Below are 24,135 nucleotides of genomic sequence, written 5' to 3'. Positions count from 1 at the left end.
GGTACGTGTTCTAGAATCTGGTGAGTATTCGTCTCATGGTGAGACAAAATTGCGTGAGTGTTTCTGGAGGTGCCGTGGACACGAAGCAGGCGGACTGGTTGACCGGCGGCAGTCGGCGGGCACTCGCGGTCGAGAGAATTCACGCCGCCGCTGCCGACCTCATTCGCGAACAGGGCATCGACGGGGTGAGCGTGGACGAGGTCGCGGCGCGCGCCGGGTGTTCACGCGCCACGCTCTACCGGTACACCGGCGGCAAGCGCGAACTCGTCCAGGCCGTGATGTCCCGCGCCGCGGACACTGTGGCCGACCACGTCGAGCAGGCGCTGGAACCATTCGCGGACTCGGAGCGGATCGTGGAGGCGATCCTCGCCTCGCTGGTGGCGATCCGCGCGGAGTCGACCCTGGTGCGGTGGTTCACCGGGGCGCATCCGAGGAGTACGGCCGAGTACCTGGCCCGCGCTCCCGAACTGGGCCGGGTGGCGATCTCGCTCACCCGCATCGCGCCCGACGAGGAGGCCGCGGGATGGATCGTGCGCGTCGTCCTGGCCCTGTTGACGTGGCCGCTGCCCGACGCGGCGGCCGAACGTCGCACCGTCGAACGCTTCGTGGAGCCGATCTTCAGGATTCACGCGTCGTCGTAGCCGATCGGGTGGGCTCGAGCACGAAGAGCCTGAACTCGCGTCCCCCGGACCGTCGGTGCTCCATGCGGTATCCGGGCCAGTAGTCGACGACGAATTTCCACAGGTTTTCGCGTTCGTCGCCGGTGACCAGGCGAACGCGCATCCGGGACTCCCGTGCCCCGGCCTTGACGAGTGCTTCGTCGGCGGCGCGCAGATTCGCCGACCATGCCGGGTGCTGGGGGCGGCCCCAGTTGGAACCGGTGACGATGTATCCGTCGCCGTAGGGAATGCACAGCAGCGCCGTCGTCCGTGGGGTGCCGCTCTTGCGTCCCGGGACCGTCACCTGCAGGGACTGCAGACCGGCGATGCCGATGAGGCTCACGCGGTTCCCGGTCCACGCGCGCAGGTGTGACTCCAGCCAGATGATGACTGGCGCCATACGCATCACCCATTCCTGGGTGCCCAGCCACCGCGCGAGGACGCGGAGCGGGTTGCGGAGCGCGCGCGATCGGTCAGGGTGTGTGGGGACGGCGTTCATAGTGGCCATCTTCCCTCAGGTTGCCGGTTCGGGCCGATCGCGATGAGTTTTGCGCATCGCGCGGGTCTAATGGTCAGGTCCCAACGAAAAGACCTCGATTTCACGCCTTGACCCGAACAATGGTTGAGGTTGCAGGATCGGTCAGTAGCAATTCGAGCCACTCGACAGGGAGAAATGAACATGTCCAGCACTGGAATCACGATTTCTGCAACCTCGACCTCACGGATCAACCCGATGACGCTCGAACTGAGCCGCCCGTGGGCGATCGCCGCGACCGCAATCGGCGCCCTCGTCCCCAACCTGGTGATCTGGCTGCTGGGATTGGCTGCCGGCGGTTCGTTCGAGATGACGGATGCAGGCAAGACCAGCAGTGTGGCGCCAGGCGGTGTCGTCATCCTGACGGTCGTTCCGATACTGATCGGAATGACACTGGCCGCGCTGATCTCGCTGAAATGGGTGGCCGTCATCCGTCCGGCCGAAGTGATCGGCGCCCTGCTGCCGCTCGCGACGATCGCCCTGACCATTCAGGCCGACTTCGACACCGCCAGCACCATCGCGCTCTCGGTCATGCACGTGCTGATCGCCGTGGTGATCGTCGTCGGCCTCGAAGCGATGCGGCGACCGCTCGTCCGCGTTTAAGGCGTGCTGTTCACCGGCGCATGAGCCTCGATGGTGAGTGCGATGTGCTCGACGATCCGCTTCTGCGAGATCTTCGGGCTGCCGGTGAGCCAGCGCTGGTACAGAAAGGCGATCGCCCCGAACAGAGCAATCGCGTTCAGCTGGGTGTTGACGGCGTCGCGGGGTGCGCCGTCGACACCCAGCATTGTCAGTGCCGCCGTCATGGGAGTGGTGAATTCGGTGACGAGTTGGTCGCCGCGCTGGGCCAATTCCGGCACGGATTGTGACTCGACGAACATGATGCGTCCTCGCCGCCGGTCCTGGGCGATGTAGCCGGTGAACGCCTTCACGACGTGGCGGACGAGTTCGCCCGGATCGTCGGGGCCCGTCTCGAGAGCCCTGAGCAGGGTGTCCCTCGCGCCCAGGACGACGTGGTCGAGGAGTGCGACGAGCAACGCCTCGCGATTGTCGAAACTCTCGTAGAAGTAGCGCTCGGTGAGGCCCGCCTGACGGCAGGTCGCGCGCATCGTCGTCGCTGCCGTTCCCTCGGTTCCCATGATCTGCAGGCCGGCCTCGATCAGTGCCGCACGCCTCGCGGCGCGGCGGTCGGCCGGCTCCCGGCCACGCCATTTGCGCGGCGCTCCACGTGGGTTCTCGCTGTCGGTCATGCCGTCATCGTCTCATCGATCCCGGTAACGATCGGGGATCCACACCAGATGTCAACGGTCATCCCGAAGGCACCACGTTCCGCATCGAGCGGCATCAGGAGGTCGTCATGACCACCACAGAGATTCCGTCCCAACGCGGTTCGGCGCGGCAGTGCGGATCGGATTCCGGTTCGTCCCCAAGCGATGGCGGCTGACGCCGGTCGCCGCGGTGGTCAGGTGCGGCGCAGCCCGTCGAACGTCAGCTCGACGACGGCGTCCGCCAGATCGGCGACAGTCCCGCCGGTGCGCGGGCGGTACCACTCGATCAGTGAGTTGACCGTGCCGAACACGAGCCGGCTGGTGAGCGCGGGATCGATGCCGGGCCGCAGGTCTCCCTCTTCCGCCGCCGCGACGACGAGGTCGCTGACGAACGCGTCGAACTCGCGGCGGCGGGCGAGTGCGCGACGCTCCACCGCGGTGTTGCCGCGAACGCGCAGTAGGAGCGTCACGTAGGGAAGCTCGGCGGCGAGGACCTCGACACTGCGGCGGACGAGATACTCGAGACGGTCGATGTACCGGCCGCTCGTCGCCTTCTCCTCGGTGGTGACCGCGAAGAGGGCGTTGAGCGCGCGCGACAGTGCCAGCTCGAGCAGCTCCGACTTCCCGGACACGTGGTGATAGATCGACGACTTCGTGATTCCCAGGCGCTGGGCCAGCACCTCCATGCTGGTGCCGTCGTAACCCTTGTCGTTGAAGACCTTGACTGCGACAGCGAGCAGCGAGTCGAGGTCGTAGCCGGGACGTCCGGGCGATCCGGTCTTCCGTGCGGGGCGTGCCGTAGTCATGCGCGCAATCCTTCCAGGTGCAGAACTCCACCGCATCGGTGCGCCGTCATCCACGAGAGCCGACCGAAGGTTCGGTTGAGGTGAGAATACCGCGAGTAACCCGATGGCGGTGAACCACGTGCGACGGGTGAATCAGCCGCCCATGGCCTGGGTCCGGCCCTCCTTGCGGGCCTTCGCCAGCCCCCGCCGGGCGAGAAACCCGTTGGCGAGGAGCAGGAGGGTCTTGTTCGGCGGCGCCGCGAACCCGGCCTGGGTATGGGGCGCATACAGCGCCTCGGTGCCCGTGACCTCGATCCAGCCGGTGTTCTGACGCGACTCGAGGCCGACGAGCTTGGCGCGGTAGGCGTGGGCGAGCAGCCCGGCGCGGCGGCCGCCCTGCGGCACGCCGGCGGGCACCGTCAGACGCACGCCCTCGCTGCTCGCAGAAGCCACGTCGACCGGGACGACGACCGGATAGCCGTCCGCCTGACGGTAGGCGAGCAACCGGTGCGACAGCTTCGCCGCGCGGCCTCCGGTTTTGGCCGCATCCACCCGTGGGCCGGTGCCCTTCTTCGGCGGAGTCTGGGGTTCCGGGTCGACGGCGGGCAGCGGTGCGCCGAACACCTCGGGCCGGCCGGTCAGGTGCAGGTCGGGCCAGGCGACGACCCGTGTCACCGTCACGGTCACCGGTACCCGGTCGGCGTAGTACGCGCTGAGCCACCGGTCCCAGAACGCGCCGCGGCGTGGCTCGCCCGTGTAGGGGGTCGAGCGCCGGCCGATGTCCTCGAGCAGTTCCGGGTCGGGGGTGGGGTCGAACGTCGCGTCTCCCTGCACGAGCACGTAGCGCTGATTGGTGCCGTCGCCGATCCCGTGGTCGCGGGCGTGGTAGGCGAGCGCCACCCGGGGTTCACCCTTGATGCGTTCGAGCTTGCGGCCGAACCCCAGCGAGGTGGTGAAGCCGACCGTTCCCCGCTCGCGGTCGCTCAGCCCGAGGGGTGCCACCGCCGTCACCACGGCCCCGCCTGCGGGTGTGATGTACGCGAACCCGCAGGTCAGATCGCCACGGATGACGTCATCGACCCCGTCCGACCAGGTGACCGGCATGAGTCGAGCCTACTCAGCCGACGCGGCACCGGGCCAGTGCTCGGGGGTTGACGACACCCGGGAGTGAATATAGCTTCACTTCAAGTGAGTGGTAACTCACGAAAAGTGATCTTATATTCAACGCGGCATCGAGGAGCATCCATGGACCTGACACTGACCGAGGAGCAGAAGGAGTTCCGACAGCTGGCCCGCGACTTCGTGAACAAGGAGGTCGTGCCGCACCGCGCCGCGTGGGACCGCGCCGAATCGGTGGACACCGCGATCGTCGAGAAGCTCGCCGACATCGGCTTCTTCGGCATGACCATTCCGGAGGAGTACGGCGGTCTCGGCGGCGACTACATCACGTACTGCCTCGGCATGGAGGAACTCGGCCGGGCGGACTCCGCGGTCCGGGGCATCGTGTCGGTGTCGATGGGGCTGGTGGGCAAGGTCATCCTCTCGCACGGCACCGAGGATCAGAAGCACGAATGGCTGCCCCGCATCGCGTCCGGTGAGGCGCTCGCCTGCTTCGGGCTCACCGAGCCGGACAACGGTTCCGACCCGGGCGATCTGAAGACCAAGGCGGTACGCAGCGGCGACGACTACGTCATCAACGGTTCCAAGATCTTCATCACCAACGGCACGTGGGCGAAACTGTGCCTGGTGTTCGCGCGCACCGGAGGTCCCGGGCCCAAAGGGGTTTCGGCCTTTCTGGTTCCGACGGACACCCCGGGATTCGAATCGCGCGAGATCCATGGAAAGCTCGGACTGCGCGGGCAGGCGACGGCCGAGTTGTCCTTCACGGACGTCCGCGTCCCCGCGAGTTGCCTGCTCGGATCCGAGGGGCAGGGTTTCTCCATCGCGATGCACTCGCTGGACAAGGGCCGCGTGTCGGTGGGCGCGGGTTGCGTCGGAATCATCCAGGGCTGCCTCGAGGCCGCCGTCGCCTATTCCCGCGAGCGCACGCAGTTCGACCGTCCGCTCGCCTCGTTCCAACTCGTGCAGGACCTGATCGCCGACATGTCCGTCGACGCCGACGCGGGGCGGTTGCTCACCTGGCGGGCCGCCGACCTGATCGAGCGCGGTGAACCGTTCGGGACGGCCGCGTCGAAGGCGAAGTACTTCTGTAGTGAGGCCGCGGTTCGCGCCGCCAACAACGCAGTACAGATCTTCGGTGGGTACGGGTACGTCGACGAATATCCCGTCGCCAAATACATGCGCGACGCGCGGGTGATGACGCTCTACGAGGGCACCAGTCAGATCCAGAAGCTGCTGATCGGCCGAGCGGAGACCGGGGTCAGTGCCTTCCTCTAGCACCACCGAGCGCCGGGTGACCCTTGACGCACTCCATGATGTGAATATACGTTCATTTGAAGAGAATGACTCTTCACCAATCATGAACACCAACTCATTGCAGACTCCAGAGAGGAATCACCGTGACCGACTACGAAGACATCACCTACGAGGTCGACGGCCCGGCTGCGGTCGTGACGATCAACCGCCCCACGCGCTACAACGCCTTTCGTGGCAAAACCGTCGAGGAGCTGATCAAGGCCTTCCGCTCGGCGTGGGCCGACGACGCGGTGCAGGCGATTATCCTCACCGGTGCGGGGGAGAAGGCGTTCTGCACCGGAGGCGACGTCAAGCAGCGCGCGGAGACCGGGGACTACGGCCCGACCGAGAGTGGAATGTTCGAGATCGGCAACCTGCACAAGCTGATACGCGACGTCCCCAAGCCCGTCATCGCAGCGGTGAACGGTATCGCTGTCGGCGGCGGCCACGTCCTCCACGTTCTCTGCGACCTCACCATCGCGTCCGAGACCGCGAAGTTCGGCCAGGCCGGTCCCCGAGTCGGCTCCTTCGATGCGGGCTTCGGGTCCGCCTTCCTGGCGCGAGTCGTCGGCGAGAAACGCGCCCGGGAAATCTGGTACCTCTGCCGCCAGTACGACGCGGTCACCGCCGAACGCTGGGGCCTGGTCAACTGGGTGGTTCCCGCCGACCGACTGCTCGACGAGGCCAAGGCCGTCGCCGCGGAGATCGCCGAGAAGAGCCCCACCACCCTGCGTTTCCTGAAGCAGTCGTTCAACGCCGACACCGATCACCAGGCCGGGCTGAGCAACCTCGCGATGTCTGCGCTGGACCTGTTCACGCACTCACCGGAGGGCCTCGAGGGGGCGGCGGCGTTCGCGGAGAAGCGCAAGCCCGATTTCAACAAGTACGTGAACGCCTGAGTCCGACAGCACGGGAAGTGGGAAAAAGCATGAGCAACAACATCGCAGTGGTCACCGGCGCAGGATCCGGCATCGGCCGGGCCATCGCCCTCGCGCTCGCCGAGCACGGCGACACGGTGGTCGTCGCCGACCTCGACCCGCAGGCCGCGGAGAAGACAGCAGCCGAACGGCCCGACCGGCTCATTCCGATGACCGTCGACGTCGCCGACCGGGCGCAGGTCGACGCCCTGCGCGACCGGGTGACGGCCGAGGTAGGCGTCGCGAACGTCCTCGTCAACGCGGCGGGGTGGGACCGCACCGATCAGTTCCTCAACGCCACTACCGAATTCGCCGAGAAGGTCGTCGCCATCAACTATCTCGGGCCCGTGCACATGTGCAGTGCATTCCTTCCCGGCATGGTGGAGGCGGGTAACGGCGGGCGCGTCATCAATCTCGCGAGCGATGCAGGCCGTGTCGGCAGTGCGGGGGAGAGCATCTACGCCGGTGCGAAGGGGGGTGTGATCGCGCTGTCGAAGTCGCTCGCCCGTGAGATGGCCCGGTACGGGATCAACGTCAACTGCGTGTGCCCGGGCCCGACCGACACCCCGCTGTTCCAGGCGCAGCCGGAGAAGCTCAAAGAGTCTCTGGTGAAGGCCATTCCGTTCCGGCGGCTCGCCCGCCCAGAGGAAGTGGCGGCGCCGGTCCTGTTCTTCGCGTCCGAATCCGCGTCGTTCATCACGGGCCAGGTGATCAGCGTCAGCGGTGGCCTCACCATGGCCGGCTGACCGGCACCGGGACGGAGGACTCATCATGACGTACACATACGACGCCCACGCCTATCGTCAGTACTTCGAGCACGATTTCACCTATCTGAACGGCTTCCGGCGCAACACCCACCGGTACGCCGATCGACTCGCGATGCAGTCCCCATCGACCGGCGAGAGCTGGACGTACGCCGAACTCGGTGATCGCGTCGACCGGCTCGCCACCGGGCTTGCCCGCGCCGGCGTCGCACCGGGCGATGTCGTGGCCTACCAGTTGTTCAACGGTTCCGAATTCGCCCAGCTGTACCTGGCCGGGCAGGCCTGCGGCGCGGTCGGAGCGCCGATGAACTTCCGGCTCGCGTCCGGGGAGACCGCGGTCATCCTCGACGCGAACCGTCCCACGGTGTTCTTCTACGACACCGAGATCGGCGAGATGGTGCGGGATGCCTTGTCGCGCTGCACACACAAGCCCGCGCTCGTCGTTGCCGTCGGACCCGGAGAACCACTGCCGGGAAACGGCTTCGAGGTGATTCGCTTCGACGAACTCGTGGCCGAGTCGGCCTCACCGCCGGACGTGAGTCGCACGGTGTGGGACGAAACCACACGGCTGTTCACGTCCGGAACCACCGGCATGCCCAAGGGTGTTCCGCTGAACAGCATGATCGAGATCTTCAGCGCCCACGACGTGATCATGCACTTCCCGCTGACAGCGGAAGACAAGACACTGAACATGACTCCGTGGTTCCACCGCGGCGGACTGTACTGCGCCGGGCCGAATCCCACGTTCTATCTCGGTGCCTCGCTGGTGGCGCAGCGCAGCTTCGACGCCGAGGTCACCCTCGACTACGTCGAGGAATACAGGCTGACGTTCCTGATCGGTGCCCCGACCAACCTGGCGATGCTCGCTCGCGCACAGGAGGAGAAGCCCCGGGACCTGTCGACACTCAACGGCATCGTGACGATGGGCGCGCCACTCGAACGGGAAGCGGCACTGCACTATCAGAAGGTGCTGAATCCCCGCATCTTCAACGGGTACGGCAGCACCGAAGGATTCTGGAATACTTTCCTCCGGCCCACCGATCTGCCGGAGATGGCCGGGACCGCCGGGCGGGCCTGCATCGACGACGACGTCGCCGTGGTCAGGCTGTTCGACGACCGCCTCGCCGACGCTCACGAGACGGTCGCCAAGGACGGAACCGAGATCGGTGAGGTCATCGTCCGCTCACCGAAAGGCGCCAACGCCTACTTCGATGCCCCGGAGCAGGAGAAACGGAAGTTCCGGAACGGCTGGCTCCACATCGGTGATCTGGCCACCTGGGACGACAAGGAGTTCGTGACGATCGTCGGCCGCAAGGACGACATGCTCCTGTCCGGCGGCGAGAACGTCCACCCCGTGCAGATCGAGGAAGCACTGGGCGGGCACCCGTCGGTCACGGATTCGCTGGTGGTCGGGGTTCCCGACGACAAGTGGGGGCAGATCGTCGTCGCCTACGTCGTCACCACCGCACCGGTCCCGTCCGCGGACGATCTGGACGACTTCTGCCGGAGACACCCGATGCTCTCGCAGTTCAAGCGCCCCCGGGCCTACCGTTTCGTGGAGTCACTCCCCGTATCGGCGACGGGAAAGAAGTTGCACTACAAGGCCACCGACACCGCGCGCCGGGAGTTCGAGAGCGGGGCGTTCGTCGTTCCGAGTGCCCGCGGATCCCACACCGTCAGCTCGTAAAGGACACCGTCATGACCATCGAATTCGAGTCCGAGCACCACCAGTTCCGGGACAGTGTCCGCAGCTTCGTGCGCGAGCGGATCGTCCCGAGGCACGAGCAGTGGGAGAGCGAAAGCTGCCTCGACCCGGCACTGTTCACCGACGCGGGTAAGCAGGGGCTGCTCGGCTTCCCGGTTCCCGAAGCCTACGGCGGCCCCGGCGTCGAGGACTTCCGCTACAACGCGATCGTCGTCGACGAGGTCAATCGGGCGGGTGCCGCCGCCGCGGGCATCGCATTCTCTCTGCAGAACGACGTCGTGCTGCCGTACCTGACGGACATGACGACCGAGGAGCAGAAGGCGCGCTGGCTTCCCGGAACCGTCACCGGTGAGACGATTCTCGGCATCGCGATGACGGAGCCGGGCACCGGCAGTGACCTCACCGGGATCCGCACCACGGCAGTGCTCGACGGCGACCACTACGTGGTGAACGGCAGCAAGACGTTCATCTCCAACGGCCAGAACGGCACGCTCTTCGTCGTCGCCGTGCGCACGTCGGCAGACAAGCACAAGGGGCTGTCGCTGCTCGTCGTCGAATCCGGCACACCGGGGTTCTCCCGGGGCCGCAACCTGGAGAAGATCGGCCTGCACGCTCAGGACACGAGCGAGCTGACGTTCGCCGACATGCGCGTGCCGGTGGCCAACCTCCTCGGCGAGGAGGGGCAGGGTTTCTATCAACTCGTCCACAATCTGCCGCAGGAGCGCCTCTCGCTGTCCGTCGGCGCGGTCGCGGCCGCCGAGGGAGTGCTCGAGCAGACCCTGGAATACGTGAAGGAACGCACCGCCTTCGGAAAGCCGATCGCCGGTTTCCAGAACACCCAGTTCGTTCTCGCGGAACTGGCCACGGAACTCGATCTGGCCCGGACCTATCTCGACGACTGCATCCGGCAGCACGTCCGCGGAGAATTGACCCCGGCCCGTGCGGCGCGGCTCAAGTGGTGGACCACCGAACTGCAGGTTCGCGTGGCCGACCGGTGCCTGCAACTGCACGGCGGGTACGGATACATGCGTGAATATGCGGTGGCGCGTGCGTTCGTGGACGCTCGGATCCAGACGATCTACGGCGGTACCACCGAGATCATGAAGACCATCGTCGCGAAGGATCTCGGGATCTGACGCGGGCCGGACTGCGGTTCCGGCCCTACGCGGGATACTGTGAATACTCGTTCACCGCAGGTTCTGCCAGCAAGGAGAGGTCATCTGTCATGGCGAAGGACACGTCCGCCCTTCCACTCGACGAAGCCGTCCGCGCCGTCCGTGTCAGCTCGCGGCGACGTCAGGTGCTCGACGCCGCGGTCACGGTGATGCAGCGAACCGGCTTCCACCAGATGTCCATGCAGGCGCTGGCGGACGAGGCACAGGTAAGCGTCGGGCTGATCTACAAGTACTTCGGCGGCAAGGAGGACATCCTCCTCGCCACGATCGTCGACATCCTCGACGCCTTCCGCGATCAGCTCGAGCCCGCCATGGACGCAGCGGGAACCGACCCCGTGGAACGGCTGGTGGCCGGGTTCCGGCGCTATGTCGAGATCGTCGACGAGAATCTGGATGCCGTCGTGCTGACGTATCGGGAGAGCCGGACGCTCGACCAAGACGGGCGTGAGCGGATCAAGGATCTCGAGGTGGCGACCTCCAAGCCGCTCCACGACGCCCTCGATGCCGCGATCGCCGCGGGCATCGCGACCGATCTCGACGTCGATCTGACAACATTCGACATGATGATGCTCGCGCACGGGTGGGCGCTCAAGCACTGGCATTTCGCGTCCCGCTACACGGTGGACCAATACATCACGGCGCAATCACGATTCATTCTCCGCACCGTGCTGTCGGACCGGAGCGTCGCGAAGTACCGACACCTGACGGAGTGACCGCGCCTACGCTGGCCCGATGACCAGATGGCGGTTCGACGGTGAGATCACGGGCCTGGGCACCGGCTCGGGCGTGCGCATCGTCGTCGGACACTGGTGGCGATCGCCGCTCGGTGAGTTCACGGATGTCATGGTCGAACTCGCCGACGGTCACCGCGTACTCCTCGCCCCGTCGGACGCGGTCCGCGACTTCGTCACCGCGACGTACGTCCTCGACGAGACCGTGATCGCGCCCGTCCGGTGCTCGCGGTCCGGTGCCACTCGAACCGTCGAGGCCGGTGACCTGCGCGTGAGTTTCGAGGTCGGCGCCCGCACCACGCTCGGACGATTGCTGAACCTGATCCCGCGGGCCCTCGCGAGTGCACCGTGGTTCTGTGTGGTCAGCGACCCGATTGCCCGTGTCGTTCTCCGCGGTGTGCGTACCCGCGGCACCGCAGGCAACGGGCGCCGGGAGTACTACGGCGCCGTCGATCAGCGGCGAGTGATCGAAATGTCCGCATCCTGGCGCGGCCGGGACCTCGGCGCGCTGCAGCCGGTGGATCCGCCCGTCCGATTCGGGTTCGGCTCGACCCCGCGGACCCCGGCTGCCACGTCGATCGTCACCACGATCGTCGACTAGTCGAAGAGGGTGGGGGCCTCTCCCGGCTGTTCGCGGTCGGCCGGTTCGACCTCACCGGCCGGGCTCGTCGCCTTGTGCACCACGGACAGGGCCGTCGTCCGGACCGAGAGCCGATGGCCGTCGGGATGCTGCAGCGAGGCCATGCCCTTGCTGAGCTCGACCACCAGCCAGGGACCGGCGTGACCGGACGCCTGCACCAGATCACCCACCTGTATCTGTACGGCTACCACCGCTTCCTCCCAAGGTTTACTGCATCGGCCTGTGCCCAGCGTAGCGACATCGGCGGGTGTCAGCCGAGTGACGGGAACTCGATCGGATCAGACCCGACCGACAGTGAAACGCCTGTCACCAACCGAAAGGATCACGGTCCGCTCCGGGGACCCACGTATTGCCGGGATCGGTCCACTGACGCCGTTTGATCATCTTGCGGGCGGCGCGGTGATTGCGTCCGACCAGCCGGTCGAGGTAGGGAACTCCGAGCGCTCCGCGACGAGGCATTCACCGAGTTCGAACTCGAACCGGACCCCGTCGACCTCGCCCTGGCTTTGAGCGCAGATCTCGACCGAGAGGTGCTCCGCGGCTACGTCGAGGACCGCATCGCGGTCCTCGCGGCACGTGAGCTGCAGTTCGACCACCAGCTCGATCGCCGATGGCCCGACCAGAGTACTGCCGACGATCTCATCGCCCACGCCAAGATGCGCATCCAGACCGAGATCGCCTGGCACAAGAAAGTCCTCGCCGACATCGACAAGCTGGAGGCACGGTGATCCGCGGGGAGTAGGCGCCGGTCAGCGGCGGCTGCCGGAACGGAGTCGGCGGGCGTGCCGCCGGCGGTCGGCTTCGGTCATCCCGCCCCAGATTCCGTACGGTTCGTCCTCGGCCAGGGCGTGGTCGCGGCACCGGGCGAGTACGGGACAGTCCTGGCAGATCTGCTGGGCGTTCGCTTCGCGACGGGCGCGGGCATGACCGCGTTCGCCGTCGGGGGAGAAGAACACCGACGATGCGACTCCGCGGCATGAGGCCAGCTCGCGCCAGTCCTCGGGGTGGGGCGCGGCCGCGAGGGCCGGTGTTCGTGACGTTTCTGCCAACAGCACTGCGGTCCTTCCGTTTCCGGCACGTGAAAGAGATCCATATGTCGGGAAACAGATTTCGATGTTCTTCGTGTGAGCGTCGGTATCGGTTACGGGCGATCCCATTAACAAACCGGATGGCCCGTTTAAAGATATACCGGACGACCACACGCCTGCGCCACTGGGTCGGATGTCCAGCAGTGCGGCGGTGCATCGACGTGCTTGCGGTGGATTGACGAGTGCGTCGGGAGGTGACGTCCGAGGTCGCTAACGTTGCGCGGCGGAGTCGAGGAGTGGAACCACCTGTCCCAGTGCCCGATCGAGGCTGGGCGGTGAGGGGAAAGTGATGGACTGCGCCAGCGTCGGTGCAAGCGGCACGTATACGCCGCGCTCGACGGCGCCGAGCGATTGGAATGTTGGCTGCTGTTCCAGACTCTCCAATGCGCCGTTGGAACTCGTTGCCAGGGTGAGATCGGCATCGGTGTCGGCGAGTAGTTCAGTGCTGATCTGGGCGCGCCCGGGGATGTTGATGACAGGTTCTGCCGTGGCGAACGGGGTCAGTGTCAACCCCAGTTGGTCGAGGAACTTCGCTCCGGCGTCGTCGGTCGAATTGACGACGTAGGGAAATGGCGCAACCAGGCCGGTCATGGACGGGTTGCGACGACAAGTGCCGCCATCGCCCTCAGCCCTTCGTGCGTGGGGTGCAGGGGCATCGTGAACGATCGGGGGACGAGGCCTTCGAACCACCGGAGATCGGATCCGGCGCATGCATCGTGCCCTACCGCGGCGGCGGCCACGTCGACGAAGTACGCGCCGTTACTCCGTGCCGCGTCGGCGAGAACGTTGTTCATTCTCACGAAGAACTGCACCACGAAGGCAGCGTCGGCATCGCTCGTGGGGATGTAGGGCCAGCAACCGCGGTCGCCGAAGATGCCGCCGTGCCCCACCAGGAGCACGGTCGCAGCGGGGGCCTTCTCGGTGATCGCAGCCAGGGTGGCGGACACCTTCGGGCCGAGCACGGTGAGAGCGTCGTTCATGCGCCGGGCCGTGGTGGCGTCGGAGCGACAGTTCGCGTCGAGCCCCGGGGCGAGCGTGTAGCAGGGCTCCACCAATGACGACCACGCGATGTCGTTTCCCCCGATGCTGACGGTCACGAGCGTCGTGTCCGGCCGGAGTGCCCCGATCTGCGGTGGTTGAGGTCCGGTGATGGTGAATTGTGGTTTCTCCGTGATGTTTTCGGTCTTTGCTGCCGCGCACGCCCTGCTGACGTACGATTCCGCGCGCAGGGTGTCGGCGACGATCTGCGGGTACGCGTCGGCTGTGCGGAAGCACCCGTCTCGGATCGACAACGGATCGTGTAGCGACCCGGTGGCTCGCGAATCACCCAACGCGACGTACCGGATGGCGGAGTCGGGCGCGGCGTCGGCCACCGCGAGATGCGCCCACGGGAGTGCGAGCGCCACCACGCACCCGGCGAGGATCGCCGACAGAGTCGACTTCACGGGAGGGCTTCGAGGACGACCGGATGGCGTGGGGCCGGCGCGTTTTTCGTCATCACTCATCTTATTTCCGCGCACCGGATATCGCCTGGCTTCGACGGACTCGGAGGAAATTCGGCCTACCGACGTAACTCAGATACTGCTAGTCTCCGAAATATGAGCATCTTCGTCGGCCGGAACTATCCCGTGATCGACCTGGACGGCGCTGTCGTCGTCGTGACAGGGGGAGCGCGGGGCATCGGTCGCGCCACTGCCGAACTGTTCGCGGCCAGGGGCGCGCGACCGTGTGCATCGGTGACCTCGATCGCGCGGTCGCCGACGAGGCCGCGGCCGAGATCGGCGCCCGCGCGTACACCGTGGATGTCGCCTCCGCGGAGTCGTGGCGGCGGTTCGTCGATGCGGTGCTGGCGGACTGCGACCGCATCGACGTGCTGATCAACAACGCCGGCGTCATGCCGCTCGGGGCGTTCCTCGAGGAATCCGACGCGACCAGCCGGATGACCATGAACGTCAACGTGTGGGGTCCGCTGCACGGGATGCGAATGGTGTTGCCCGGCATGGTCGAGCGCTGGAGTGGGCACATCGTCAACGTGGCCTCCATGGCCGGCAAGCTGCCCGTGCCCGGCATGGCCGGCTGCAACGCCAGCAAGTATCGTCGAGCCGAAACCGCCGTGCCCCGGTACCTCGCCGGGTGGGATCTGATCGACGCCGTGGTCCCGGAGCGGCTCCTCGATCTCGGCCGGCGTCTGATCGACGATCGGCGGGCGCTCACTGCCGTCGACCCTGTCGGGCGCGCCGACTACGACCGCCGGCTCGCCCGCCAGTCGGGGACGCCGTAGCGCTACGCCATCAGCGGGGCCAGCCGCTCCGCATGTTCCCGCAGCGACGGGACGTGGCGCAGCATGAGGTGTTCGTGATCGACGTGTCCCGACAGTGCCAGGCTGCCGACGAGGGCTCCCGTTCCGGACCGGACGGGGACGGCCACGCAGGCCGACGCGTCCTGCAGTTCCGCAAGTTGGGTGGCGAAGCCCTGGCTTCGGATCAGGTCCAGATTCGCGAGTAGCTCGCTCCTTACGACGATGGTGCGGGCCGTCAGCGCCCGCGGCTCCCAGCGGGGAATCACGGATTCGAGTTCCGACTTCTCCGCGAGAAGGAGCTTGCCGACCGCACACGCGTAGAGGTGCTGGTTGAGAAACGACTCGTCCTCCGGCGGCGGGTATTCGGGGTCCGCGTCGGCCGTGCGGACGGCGACGTTGGTGTAGAAGAACAGGTGGACCCCGAAGCGCACCGACAGTCGCAGTTCGGCGAGAACTTCACGCGCCGCCGCACATACCGTGGGCACGACGGCCGCGTCGACGAGTATCCCGATCTTCTGGCCCAGCGCGAACCCGGACAGGTCGGGGAGCCGCACCACATAACCTTCGCCCACGAGGATGTTGAGCAGGCGGTACGTCGTCGCCGACGGCATCGACAGGCGGGCCGCGATGTCTTTCGCTGTGACACCCGAGCCGGCCCGGGCCACCTCCTCGAGCACCCGCAGGGCGCTGGTGACGGCCTTGGGCTGACGCCCCGACAGGGCTCTGTCGTCGGCGCTCACCGGCGGACCTCCCACGGTCGGTACCGGCCGAGCAGGTCTTCGGCCACGGCCTCGTCGTACACACCCATCCGTTCTCCGATTCCGGGGGATCGCCGCGCGCGGATCGCGAAGACCGCGGCGCCGACAAGCATCAGAAGCACGTAGACGGCGGTCGCCGCGCCCGCGACATACGTCCGCGAGAACGCCGCCCACCCGACCAGTGCCACCATCGCGGTCGCCGTCAGCACGCCGACGATCACGGGAAGTCGAGTGAGTTCGCCGATCCGCCGGAGAAACGCCGGCGTCGCGACGCACAACAGGACATACGCCAGGACGTAGCCGTGGGCGGACACGGCGAGGAGTCCGATCAGGACGTCGCGGCTCGAACCGCTGACGAACAGATAGAGGACGGGCACCGCGACGACGACCGGCATCGCGGCCGTCAACGCCACGTGCGGAGTGTGGAACCGGTGGTGCGTCCGGCCGAACACACGCGGAACCACCCCTTCGCGGCCCATCGCGAACAGGGTGCGCGACAGCGCCGTCGTCGAACCGAGGACGCACGCGAACCAGGAGGCGGTGATGCCGAGTTCCATGACGATCGACAGCGCCGACGAACCTGCGCCGGACGTGTCGGGCAACGTGAGGACGATCGGTAGCGAGTCGACTCCCTGCCGCACCGGCTCCGGTAACTGCAGGGCGGCCGCGAACACGTACAGAACGCCCAGCGCGATGGGGGTCCACCGGACGGCGCGCGGGACGGCGACGAACGGGTTGCGGGCCTCCCGCGCCACCGTGCCCGCGCTCTCGAATCCGACGAACGACGTTATCGCGAGCAGTACGGCGAACCCGACCGCGGACCCTGACTTCGCGCCGCCCGCGGACGGGGTCGCGCCCTCGCGGACCGATTGCACGAACGCGACCACCAGCGTGGCGGAGGCGGCCACGATCGCGAAGACCTCGATGGCGAGCATGATCCGCGCCGACAATTGCACGCCCCGGACCATGAGGAGAAGGGCCAGCAGTCCGACGATCGCCGCGAGGACCGCGATGAGGGGCGACCCCGCCGGAAGCCCGACTCGGCCGAGCAGCGCGGCGAGGTAACTCGCGGCACCGAGCGTGCTCGCCATGGCCGCGGCCGCGTAGCCGACGAGCAGCGACCAGCCCCCGCCGAAACCGGGCACCGCCCCGAGTCCCTTCACGATGTAGCTGTAGAGACCGCTGACGGCCACCATCCGGGTGGCGAACTGTCCGATGCAGTAGCCGACCGCCGTCATCAGAATCGCCGCCGCGACGAACACCGCAATGGTCGCCCGGCCCGCGTCGGGTATGACGAGAGCAGGCAGCGTGACCATCACGGCCGAAGGGGCGACCGCGGAAACGGACTGCCCGAGCACCTGGACGAAACTCAGACGCGCCCGCTCGAGACCGGCGACCGGTGATCTACTTCTGATTCTCGGTGTACCGGACACCACGCACCTGCTCTCCACACTTTCCGGCCGGCCCCGCGCGAGTGATCAACCCGGGGCTGCATGAGTTGCACGCTAGCGCAGGAGACGAGCGCGATGCGCCGATCGGAATTAATTTTCGATCACCTCGAATGAGAATGGCCGGAGAATTCGTTCCCGATTCCGGAGCCTGCGCCGGCGCACACGGCGGATCAGCTGCACCGACCCGAAAAGCCGGAATGAGAATCGGCGCCGTCGTGGCCGGAAAAGTCGAATGAGAATGCCGCAGTCGCTGATTCCCATCCGGATTTAGTAGTGACCGGCGACACATTCGGGGTTTATCGTGGGTTCGGGCCGCAGCACGACGAGGCGAAATCTTCCGCCAAAAGTGTTCTGCAGAAGCCGGATTCATTCACAGATTCATTCACTCCATCGAAGAGGACATGATGACTGCAGTCGTTCACACCCCCGCCGGACTCGACCCCCGGGTCGTCGACTTCGTTTCGTCGCCGAAGCGCATGTTCGTCGACGGCCGATGGGTGGACTCCGCGTCGGGCCGCACGTTCGAGACGGTCGATCCCGCCACCGGACAGGTGATCACGACAGTGCCGCACGCCGGAATCGAAGACGTGGACCGGGCGGTAGCGGCGGCCCGGCGGGCCTTCGAGTCCGGGCCGTGGCGCTCGCTCACCCCCGCGGAACGTCAGCGGATCCTCTGGAAGATCGGCGAGGGGATTCTGGCCCGGGCCGATCAGTTCGCGCAGCTCGAGTCGATCGACAACGGCAAGTCCGTGGCGGTGGCGAAGGCCGTCGACGTGACGTGGGCGGCGGAGATCTTCTTCTACTACGCCGGCTGGGCCACCAAGATCGAAGGCCGCACCATCCCCGTGTCGGTGCCGTGGGCGCCCGGAGCCCGATTCCACGCGTTCACCACCCGTGAACCGGTCGGTGTGTGCGCACAGATCATCCCGTGGAACTTCCCGCTGGTGATGGCCGCGTTCAAGGTGGCACCAGCGCTGACCTGCTCGAACACCATGATCCTCAAGCCTGCCGAACAGACACCGCTCACTGCGCTGCTCCTCGCCGAGGTGATCGCCGAGGCCGGCGTCCCCGACGGCGTGTTCAGCGTGCTCACCGGTTTCGGCGACATCGGCGCGGCGCTGTCGAGTCACGACGACGTCGACAAGGTCGCGTTCACCGGTTCGACCGAGGTCGGAAAGAAGATCGTCAATGCCGCGTCGGGGAACCTGAAGAAGGTGTCCCTCGAACTCGGTGGCAAGAGCCCGCAGGTGATCTTCTCCGACGCCGACCTCGAGGCTGCGATCCCGGGCGTCGCAAGCGGGTTCCTGTTCAACCACGGCCAGGCCTGCACGGCCGGAACACGTCTGCTCGTCGAAGACCGAATCTTTGACGAATTCACATCCGGGGTAGCCGATTTCGCGAAGTCCCAGAAGATCGGACCGGGCCTCGACCCCACCAACGACATCGGCCCACTGATCTCCGAGGAGCAGTTGGGCAAGGTCACCGGATACATCGACGCCGGACTCGCCGACGGTGCCCGCGCGCTCTCCGGCGGCGGGCGGCACGGCGACACCGGCTTCTACGTGGAGCCCACCCTGCTGGTCGACGTGAACCGTGACTTCAGCGTGTACCAGGAGGAGATCTTCGGCCCCGTCGCGGTGGCGGTGCCGTTCAACCGGGAAGACGGCGTCCGCGCGGCCGCCAACGACACCCCCTACGGTCTCGCCGCCAGCGTGTGGACCCGGGACGTGTCCCGCGCCCACGAGGTGGCCGCCGAGATCAAGGCGGGCACGGTGTGGGTGAACTGCCACAATGCCTTCGACACGGCGCTTCCGTTCGGCGGCTACAAGCAGTCCGGGTGGGGACGCGAACTCGGTGAAGGTGCCATCGCCGAGTACACCCAGAGCAAGTCCGTCAACATCGCCCTCTAGATACCTCGACCGGACCCGAATGAGAATCGTCCTGCGTGCGTTCTCATTTGCTGTCGACGGACTGTGACGCTTCGGCAACTGCGCCGACAACCCGCAGTCGCATGCTCGTCCCAGAGCTCACCGCGGAGCATCCACGCAGACCCTCTCCTCGTGAAAGTCGAAGGAAACCATGATAACCAACGCCCCCACGCACTCGAGTGCGGTCAGCGACGGCACCCCTCGCAGACTGGCAGGCACCCTCGGTCCGGGTGCCATCGTGTTCATGGTCGTCGCAGCGGCGGCGCCGTTGACCGTGATCGCCGGAACCGTCCCTCTGGGCATCGCAGCGGGCAACGGCGCCGCCTACCCCGCGTCGTACATCGTCTGCACGGTGGTGCTGCTGTTCTTCGCCGTCGGATTCACGGCGATGGCCAAGCACCTCCCCGGCGCCGGCGCGTTCTACACCTATATCACGCAGGGCCTGGGCCGGCATGCCGGTCTCGGCTCCGCATTCCTCGCGCTGCTGTCCTACACGGCAGTCCAGGGCGCGGTGTACGGATACATCGGAGCCGCCGTCAACGATTTCGTCACCGCTCACGGCGGCCCCGAACTTCCCTGGTACGTGTGGGCCCTGGCCGTGACGGCCGTGGTCGCGATCCTCGGATACCGGCACATCGACCTGTCCGGCAAGGTGCTCGGCGTACTGCTCGTCTGCGAGGTCGGGATCGTCCTCGTCGTCGACGCCGCCGTCATCGTCCGGGGCGGCGGCGACGAGGGATTCTCGACGGCGGTGTTCCACCCCGCCGAGTTCTTCTCCGGAGCACCCGGCATCGCACTGATCTTCGCCATCGCCGGGTACATCGGCTTCGAGGCCACCGCCGTCTTCCGGGACGAGGCCCGCGACCCGGGCCGCTCCATTCCCCGGGCCACCTACCTGGCGTTGCTGGTGATCGGCGGCTTCTACGCACTGTCGAGCTGGGCGATGGTCAGCGCGTGGGGCGACGAGGGTGCCGTGGCCGTCGCGACCGAGAATCCGGAAGGGATGATCACCGAGACCGCCACCCGCTACGTGGGTGCGATCGCCGGCGACCTCGTCCAGATCTTCCTGATCACGAGCCTGTTCGCCGCCCTGCTGTCCTTCCACAACGTGCTCTCCCGGTACATCTTCTCCCTCGGGAACAGCGCGGCCCTGCCGGCGGGATGCGGCCGCTCGCACGTCAAGCACGCGTCGCCGTACATCGCGTCGGTCGTGCAGACGGCGTCCGCTCTCGTCCTGATCGTCGCATCCGCCGTTGCCGGACTCGATCCGGTGACCGAGGTGTTCGCGTGGTTCGCCGGTGTGTCCTCGGTCGGCATCGTCGCACTGATGACCCTGACCTCCGTCGCCGTCCTCGTCTACTTCGGCCGGACCCGGGTGGACCGGCGGGTGTGGAACACCGTGATCGCACCACTGCTCGGGCTCGTCGGCCTGGCCGGGCTTCTGATCATGACCGTCGCCAACCTTCCCCTTCTCGTCGGCGGGTCGAGCACTCTCGCCGCCGTCATCGGGGTCCTGCTCATAGGAACATTCGCCGGTGGAGCGGCCGTCGCCGTGCTCCGACCCCACGCCGCACGCCACGACACCGCTCTACCGCAGCACGACACGAACGACACCATCATCGACAAGGAGATCGCACGATGAGTACCGCCACCACCGAGACCCCGGCCGCCATCGGTTCCGCCGCCCCGGACCATCCGCTCACTCCGTTGTCGGCGGACGAGATCCGGTCGGCGAAAGCACTCCTCACCGACGAGGGACTGATCGGCGAGCACGTGCGCTTCGTCTTCGTCGCACTCGCCGAGCCGCACAAGTCCACGGTCCTCGCGTTCACGCCGGGCGACCCGATAGAGCGGCGCGCCCGGATCCTGCTGCTCGATCGCTCCACCGGCATCGGCACCGACCTCGTCGTGTCGGTGACGGAGAACCGCGTGATCAGCTCGACCACCGTCGATTCCGCCACCGACGGCCACGTGCCGATCCTCGACGAGGAGTTCGAGGACATCGAAGCGTTCCTGCTCGGCAGCTCCGACTGGCTCGCGGCGATGGCCAAGCGCGGCATCGAACCGTCGAAGGTCCGGGCCGTTCCCCTGTCGGCCGGCGTGTTCGGCCACGAGGACGAGGTCGGGCACCGCATCGTCCGCGTCCTCGCCTTCCACCAGGAGGACAAGGCGGACCTGCCGTGGGCGCACCCCATCGACGGGGTCGTGGCGTACGTCGACCTCACCGAGCGTCGCGTCGTGAAGGTGGTCGACGAGATCGAGCTTCCCGTCCCAGCCGAGCGCGGCGAATGGAACGCCGAACCGCACGCCACACCCACCCGCACCGACCTCAAACCCATCGAGATCACTCAACCCGAAGGTGCCAGCTTCTCCGTCGACGGCAACGAGATCACCTGGGCCGATTGGAAGTTCCGCTTCGGTTTCGATGTGCGCGAGGGCTTGACGCTGCACCAGCTCTCGTTCGACGACGGGGGAGTGGAACGTCCCGTGATCTATCGTGCCTCGATCGCCGAGATGGTGGTTCCCTACGCCGATCCGTCCCCGGTTCGATACTGGCAGAACTACTTCGACCAGGGCGAGTACCTGTTCGGCCGGTACACCAACTCACTCGAACTCGGTTGCGACTGTCTCGGTGAGATCCAGTACTTCGACGTCACGATCGCCGACGAGTCCGGTGACCCGCGCGTCATGAAGAACGCGATCTGCCTCCACGAGGAGGATTACGGCGTCCTGTGGAAGCACACGGACATGTTCAACGGCATGACCGAGACCCGCCGCTCGCGCCGCCTCGTCATCTCGTTCTTCCTCACCATCGGTAACTACGACTACGGGTTCTACTGGTACCTCTACCTCGACGGCACCATCGAACTCGAGGCAAAGGCCACCGGAATCGTCTTCACCTCCGCCTACCGCGGTGCCGACGGATTCTCCACACAGATGGCGCCGGGCCTCGGCGCCCCGTTCCACCAGCACCTCTTCTCCGCCCGGCTCGACATGGCCGTCGACGGCAATGTGAACACCGTCGAGGAAGTGGATGCCGTGCCCGTCCCGATGGGCCCGGAGAACCCGTGGGGCAATGCCTTCCGCTGCCAGAAAACCAAGCTGACCACCGAATCCGAGGGGCAACGCACCGCCGACAACCTCAAGGCCCGGGTCTGGCACATCACCAATCCCACCAAGCAGAACCGGCTGGGGCAGGATGTCGGGTACGCGCTGCACCCCGAAGGTCAGCCGGTGCTCCTGGCCGACCCGTCGAGTTCGATCGCCTCCCGTGCCGCGTTCGCGACCAAACACCTGTGGGTCACGCAATACGACGAGTCCGAGCGTTATCCCGCAGGCGACTTCGTCAACCAGCACCCGGGCCAGGCCGGTCTGCCGACGTTCGTGGCGGGCAACCGGGACATCGAGGGGCAAGACCTGGTGCTATGGCACACGTTCGGGCTGACGCACTTCCCCCGGCCCGAGGATTGGCCGGTCATGCCGGTCGACTATGCCGGGTTCACGCTGAAGCCGGTCGGATTCTTCGATCGCAACCCCGCGCTCGACGTGCCGGCGAGCACCGCGAAGCACTGCTGCGAAGGCTAGAAGTCGTGTCCGCCGTCTTTTCTCCGATCGCCCGCCGCACCAGCCACTGGTTGCGGCGGGCGGCCGCGGCCCTCGCGGTCGCCGCGGCCGGGCTCCACGCCGCGTCGCTCGGTGAGCATGCGACGTCGTCGCTGGTCGCCGTGGTGACCGTTGCGATGATCTTCGGATGCCTGTACTGCGCACGGCACCTGTGGATGCGTGGTTCGCACCGGGATTGGGGTCTCGTCGCGCTGATGAACGTCGGCATGATCGCGTTGCACGTCACCGTGATGAGTCCCGGTTCCGGTGGCGGCGGCCACCACGGGCACGTGATGCATGCGGCGGCGTCGGCTCCGATGGGTCATTCGATGTCGACGCCGATGGTGGCGGCGCTCGCGACGGCCGCACTCGAAGCGGTCGTCGCCGTGACGGTGCTGTTCTACCAGACTCGGCTCGACGCCCGAGAAGTCCCGGCCTGAAGAAGAGCGTCACTGTTCAGCTGGCGCAAGATGATTCGCTACCAGCGCGAGAATGTCGTTCGCGTGACTGACGGCAATGAAGTGACCACCACCACTGATCGGGTGCCAGACGGCGCCCGGGGTCTTGTCCGCTACTGTCTTGTTGATGATCTCAGGTACCAGGGTGTCGGCGCTTCCCTGCCAGAAGTGCACGGGGCGCGTCACTTTCGTCACGTCGAACGGCCAGGCCTTGTAGAGCATCGTGGCGTCGGCGACGAGTCCGTCCGCGCCATGTCGAAAGCATTCGCGTCCTGCCCTCAGAAACGCGTCGAGGACCTTCTCGTCAGCCAGCACCTCCCGATCCGCGGTGCACGCCGACTGTGTGATCGCCTTCGCGTAGCGATCCGCGAAATGTGTGGCACTGATACCGAGCACGTCGTACATGAGTGTGAAACCGGGATGGAAGTGAAGCGCCAGGCGGCCGCCCAGCGCGTCGACGCTACTGAGATACTTCGCGGCCCAGTTCGATCCGAACGTTCCGTAATTGCCACCGGCGATGCACACGACATCGACCAGGCGCGCGGGTTCCAGATACGCGGCGGCCGCCAGGGCCCACGGTCCACCCTCGGACCAGCCGGTTACGGCGAATCGCTGTGCGCCGAAGGAGTCGGCCAGCAGCAGGAGGTCATCGGTCCAGCCTTCGAAGGTGCGGCCCGGCTGAAGATCGGACCCGCCGATGCCGGGCCGGTCCGCGCACACGAATCTCAGTCCGTTGGCCTTCGCATACGGATCGAACAGTTCGGCCTCCAGTCGGCTCGAGGGTCCCCCGTGGTTGTGCAGCACGAGTGGCCCGCCAGGGTCACCGGCTTCGAGATACGTGATGGTCCGGTCGCCGACCCGGATACTTCCCTCTCGCGTCACGTGGACTCCTCACAGTGTTGGCCGGAACCCGAAACTGGATTGGCGGCGTCGAAACTGCAGGTACTCCGATCTCC

General features: G+C 66.7%; 24 protein-coding genes and 3 pseudogenes. 15 read left to right on the top strand and 12 right to left on the bottom strand.

The genetic code is table 11. The annotated features are described in order from the left end of the window. The first annotated feature begins 35 nt into the window (after nt 1-35). Nucleotides 36-641, top strand: a complete 606-nt coding sequence (locus FND50_RS31505; protein ID WP_144288316.1) for a TetR/AcrR family transcriptional regulator — start codon at nt 36-38, stop codon at nt 639-641. On the opposite strand, the gene FND50_RS31500 is transcribed toward FND50_RS31505, so the two are convergent. Beyond that, nucleotides 619-1,158: a nitroreductase family deazaflavin-dependent oxidoreductase gene (locus tag FND50_RS31500; protein WP_397494236.1), complete on the bottom strand. Its 540-nt coding sequence runs from the start codon at nt 1,156-1,158 to the stop codon at nt 619-621. The genes FND50_RS31505 and FND50_RS31500 overlap by 23 nt on opposite strands. 180 nt (nt 1,159-1,338) lie before the next feature. Between FND50_RS31500 and FND50_RS31495 the strand changes: the two genes are divergently transcribed. Continuing rightward, nucleotides 1,339-1,797, top strand: coding sequence for a DUF6069 family protein (locus FND50_RS31495; protein ID WP_144288314.1), 459 nt, complete (start codon nt 1,339-1,341; stop codon nt 1,795-1,797). Here the strand turns inward: FND50_RS31495 and FND50_RS31490 are convergent. From FND50_RS31490 to FND50_RS31480, 3 genes are all read right to left on the bottom strand, one after another. Further along, the gene (locus tag FND50_RS31490; RefSeq protein WP_007301583.1) at nt 1,794-2,444 is read right to left on the bottom strand and encodes a TetR/AcrR family transcriptional regulator; all 651 of its coding nucleotides are present in this window, start codon (nt 2,442-2,444) and stop codon (nt 1,794-1,796) included. The genes FND50_RS31495 and FND50_RS31490 overlap by 4 nt on opposite strands. Before the next feature lie 212 nt (nt 2,445-2,656). After that, nucleotides 2,657-3,268: a TetR/AcrR family transcriptional regulator gene (locus FND50_RS31485; RefSeq protein ID WP_005250938.1), complete on the bottom strand. Its 612-nt coding sequence runs from the start codon at nt 3,266-3,268 to the stop codon at nt 2,657-2,659. A 132-nt stretch (nt 3,269-3,400) separates the two neighbouring features. Continuing rightward, entirely contained in the window at nt 3,401-4,351 is a 951-nt protein-coding gene (locus FND50_RS31480) for a hypothetical protein (RefSeq protein ID WP_144288313.1), read from the bottom strand. 141 nt (nt 4,352-4,492) lie between these two features. On the opposite strand from FND50_RS31480, the gene FND50_RS31475 reads away from it, so the two are divergent. From FND50_RS31475 to FND50_RS31445, 7 genes are all read left to right on the top strand, one after another. Then, complete coding sequence (locus FND50_RS31475; RefSeq protein WP_144288312.1) at nt 4,493-5,644, top strand: acyl-CoA dehydrogenase family protein; 1,152 nt, start codon at nt 4,493-4,495, stop codon at nt 5,642-5,644. Nucleotides 5,645-5,766: 122 nt separating this feature from the next. Further along, a complete protein-coding gene (locus FND50_RS31470; RefSeq protein ID WP_144288311.1) occupies nt 5,767-6,561 on the top strand; it encodes an enoyl-CoA hydratase-related protein in 795 nt (264 codons plus the stop codon). Nucleotides 6,562-6,590: 29 nt separating this feature from the next. Next, on the top strand, nt 6,591-7,325 hold the full coding sequence (locus FND50_RS31465) for an SDR family NAD(P)-dependent oxidoreductase (protein ID WP_005260983.1): 735 nt from the start codon (nt 6,591-6,593) through the stop codon (nt 7,323-7,325). A 25-nt stretch (nt 7,326-7,350) separates the two neighbouring features. Then, nucleotides 7,351-9,030, top strand: coding sequence for a class I adenylate-forming enzyme family protein (locus FND50_RS31460; RefSeq protein ID WP_144288310.1), 1,680 nt, complete (start codon nt 7,351-7,353; stop codon nt 9,028-9,030). An 11-nt stretch (nt 9,031-9,041) separates the two neighbouring features. Beyond that, a complete protein-coding gene (locus FND50_RS31455; RefSeq protein ID WP_144288309.1) occupies nt 9,042-10,184 on the top strand; it encodes an acyl-CoA dehydrogenase family protein in 1,143 nt (380 codons plus the stop codon). Nucleotides 10,185-10,273: 89 nt separating this feature from the next. After that, nucleotides 10,274-10,936, top strand: a complete 663-nt coding sequence (locus FND50_RS31450) for a TetR/AcrR family transcriptional regulator (protein WP_144288308.1) — start codon at nt 10,274-10,276, stop codon at nt 10,934-10,936. Between the two features lie 19 nt (nt 10,937-10,955). Then, the gene (locus FND50_RS31445) at nt 10,956-11,555 is read left to right on the top strand and encodes a hypothetical protein (RefSeq protein ID WP_144288307.1); all 600 of its coding nucleotides are present in this window, start codon (nt 10,956-10,958) and stop codon (nt 11,553-11,555) included. Here FND50_RS31445 and FND50_RS31440 read toward each other — a convergent pair. Together FND50_RS31440 and FND50_RS37260 are read right to left on the bottom strand one after the other, a co-directional pair. Beyond that, on the bottom strand, nt 11,552-11,785 hold the full coding sequence (locus FND50_RS31440) for a hypothetical protein (protein ID WP_005250954.1): 234 nt from the start codon (nt 11,783-11,785) through the stop codon (nt 11,552-11,554). The two genes, FND50_RS31445 and FND50_RS31440, sit on opposite strands and share 4 nt — an antisense overlap. Nucleotides 11,786-11,900: 115 nt before the next feature. Further along, a pseudogene (locus FND50_RS37260) lies at nt 11,901-12,023 on the bottom strand (peptide deformylase); the annotation flags it as partial. Between FND50_RS37260 and FND50_RS31430 the strand changes: the two are divergent. Then, nucleotides 12,023-12,322, top strand: a pseudogene (locus FND50_RS31430) (PadR family transcriptional regulator); the annotation flags it as partial. The pseudogenes FND50_RS37260 and FND50_RS31430 sit on opposite strands and share 1 nt — an antisense overlap. 21 nt (nt 12,323-12,343) lie before the next feature. Here the strand turns inward: FND50_RS31430 and FND50_RS31425 are convergent. From FND50_RS31425 to FND50_RS31415, 3 genes are all read right to left on the bottom strand, one after another. After that, nucleotides 12,344-12,649, bottom strand: a complete 306-nt coding sequence (locus FND50_RS31425; RefSeq protein WP_144288306.1) for a WhiB family transcriptional regulator — start codon at nt 12,647-12,649, stop codon at nt 12,344-12,346. A 243-nt stretch (nt 12,650-12,892) separates the two neighbouring features. Beyond that, nucleotides 12,893-13,273 (bottom strand): ABC transporter substrate-binding protein, encoded by a 381-nt coding sequence (locus FND50_RS31420; protein ID WP_260850768.1) that lies wholly within the window; start codon nt 13,271-13,273, stop codon nt 12,893-12,895. Further along, nucleotides 13,270-14,127: an SGNH/GDSL hydrolase family protein gene (locus tag FND50_RS31415; protein WP_144288305.1), complete on the bottom strand. Its 858-nt coding sequence runs from the start codon at nt 14,125-14,127 to the stop codon at nt 13,270-13,272. The genes FND50_RS31420 and FND50_RS31415 overlap by 4 nt, the downstream gene beginning before the upstream one ends. A gap of 153 nt (nt 14,128-14,280) precedes the next feature. On the opposite strand from FND50_RS31415, the pseudogene FND50_RS31410 reads away from it, so the two are divergent. Continuing rightward, nucleotides 14,281-14,963: pseudogene (locus FND50_RS31410) on the top strand (SDR family NAD(P)-dependent oxidoreductase). Between the two features lie 2 nt (nt 14,964-14,965). Here the strand turns inward: FND50_RS31410 and FND50_RS31405 are convergent. After that, the gene (locus FND50_RS31405) at nt 14,966-15,721 is read right to left on the bottom strand and encodes an IclR family transcriptional regulator (RefSeq protein WP_005260968.1); all 756 of its coding nucleotides are present in this window, start codon (nt 15,719-15,721) and stop codon (nt 14,966-14,968) included. Beyond that, complete coding sequence (locus FND50_RS31400; RefSeq protein ID WP_186301357.1) at nt 15,718-17,172, bottom strand: APC family permease; 1,455 nt, start codon at nt 17,170-17,172, stop codon at nt 15,718-15,720. The genes FND50_RS31405 and FND50_RS31400 overlap by 4 nt, the downstream gene beginning before the upstream one ends. 422 nt (nt 17,173-17,594) lie before the next feature. On the opposite strand from FND50_RS31400, the gene FND50_RS31395 reads away from it, so the two are divergent. The 4 genes from FND50_RS31395 (at nt 17,595) to FND50_RS31380 (ending at nt 23,161) form a co-directional block, all read left to right on the top strand. Further along, entirely contained in the window at nt 17,595-19,100 is a 1,506-nt protein-coding gene (locus FND50_RS31395) for an aldehyde dehydrogenase family protein (RefSeq protein WP_144288303.1), read from the top strand. 169 nt (nt 19,101-19,269) lie between these two features. After that, nucleotides 19,270-20,760 (top strand): APC family permease, encoded by a 1,491-nt coding sequence (locus FND50_RS31390; RefSeq protein WP_144288302.1) that lies wholly within the window; start codon nt 19,270-19,272, stop codon nt 20,758-20,760. Continuing rightward, nucleotides 20,757-22,703, top strand: a complete 1,947-nt coding sequence (locus FND50_RS31385) for a primary-amine oxidase (RefSeq protein WP_144288301.1) — start codon at nt 20,757-20,759, stop codon at nt 22,701-22,703. The genes FND50_RS31390 and FND50_RS31385 overlap by 4 nt, the downstream gene beginning before the upstream one ends. Nucleotides 22,704-22,708: 5 nt before the next feature. Continuing rightward, the gene (locus tag FND50_RS31380; protein ID WP_144288300.1) at nt 22,709-23,161 is read left to right on the top strand and encodes a hypothetical protein; all 453 of its coding nucleotides are present in this window, start codon (nt 22,709-22,711) and stop codon (nt 23,159-23,161) included. A gap of 9 nt (nt 23,162-23,170) precedes the next feature. Here FND50_RS31380 and FND50_RS31375 read toward each other — a convergent pair whose 3' ends face one another. Further along, nucleotides 23,171-24,061: an alpha/beta fold hydrolase gene (locus tag FND50_RS31375; protein ID WP_144288299.1), complete on the bottom strand. Its 891-nt coding sequence runs from the start codon at nt 24,059-24,061 to the stop codon at nt 23,171-23,173. Nucleotides 24,062-24,135: the final 74 nt, after the last annotated feature.

It is taken from the genome of Rhodococcus sp. WB9 (genome assembly GCF_007558985.1).
GTDB classification, from domain to species: Bacteria; Actinomycetota; Actinomycetes; order Mycobacteriales; family Mycobacteriaceae; genus Rhodococcus_F; species Rhodococcus_F opacus.
Note: the sequence above shows the minus strand (reverse complement) of the source record. Positions and strands in the feature narration are given on the sequence as shown.

Excerpts from the sequence above, each read along its gene's own strand:
- FND50_RS31490 (WP_007301583.1), bottom strand. The coding sequence starts at position 2,444 with ATGACCGACAGCGAGAACCCACGTGGAGCGCCGCGCAAATGGCGTGGC.
- FND50_RS31495 (WP_144288314.1), top strand. The coding sequence starts at position 1,339 with ATGTCCAGCACTGGAATCACGATTTCTGCAACCTCGACCTCACGGATC.
- FND50_RS31475 (WP_144288312.1), top strand. The coding sequence starts at position 4,493 with ATGGACCTGACACTGACCGAGGAGCAGAAGGAGTTCCGACAGCTGGCC.
- FND50_RS31455 (WP_144288309.1), top strand. The coding sequence starts at position 9,042 with ATGACCATCGAATTCGAGTCCGAGCACCACCAGTTCCGGGACAGTGTC.
- FND50_RS31465 (WP_005260983.1), top strand. The coding sequence starts at position 6,591 with ATGAGCAACAACATCGCAGTGGTCACCGGCGCAGGATCCGGCATCGGC.
- FND50_RS31480 (WP_144288313.1), bottom strand. The coding sequence starts at position 4,351 with ATGCCGGTCACCTGGTCGGACGGGGTCGATGACGTCATCCGTGGCGAT.
- FND50_RS31505 (WP_144288316.1), top strand. The coding sequence starts at position 36 with ATGGTGAGACAAAATTGCGTGAGTGTTTCTGGAGGTGCCGTGGACACG.
- FND50_RS31395 (WP_144288303.1), top strand. The coding sequence starts at position 17,595 with ATGACTGCAGTCGTTCACACCCCCGCCGGACTCGACCCCCGGGTCGTC.
- FND50_RS31385 (WP_144288301.1), top strand. The coding sequence starts at position 20,757 with ATGAGTACCGCCACCACCGAGACCCCGGCCGCCATCGGTTCCGCCGCC.
- FND50_RS31390 (WP_144288302.1), top strand. The coding sequence starts at position 19,270 with ATGATAACCAACGCCCCCACGCACTCGAGTGCGGTCAGCGACGGCACC.
- FND50_RS31445 (WP_144288307.1), top strand. The coding sequence starts at position 10,956 with ATGACCAGATGGCGGTTCGACGGTGAGATCACGGGCCTGGGCACCGGC.
- FND50_RS31500 (WP_397494236.1), bottom strand. The coding sequence starts at position 1,158 with ATGAACGCCGTCCCCACACACCCTGACCGATCGCGCGCGCTCCGCAAC.
- FND50_RS31450 (WP_144288308.1), top strand. The coding sequence starts at position 10,274 with ATGGCGAAGGACACGTCCGCCCTTCCACTCGACGAAGCCGTCCGCGCC.
- FND50_RS31420 (WP_260850768.1), bottom strand. The coding sequence starts at position 13,273 with ATGACCGGCCTGGTTGCGCCATTTCCCTACGTCGTCAATTCGACCGAC.
- FND50_RS31485 (WP_005250938.1), bottom strand. The coding sequence starts at position 3,268 with ATGACTACGGCACGCCCCGCACGGAAGACCGGATCGCCCGGACGTCCC.
- FND50_RS31460 (WP_144288310.1), top strand. The coding sequence starts at position 7,351 with ATGACGTACACATACGACGCCCACGCCTATCGTCAGTACTTCGAGCAC.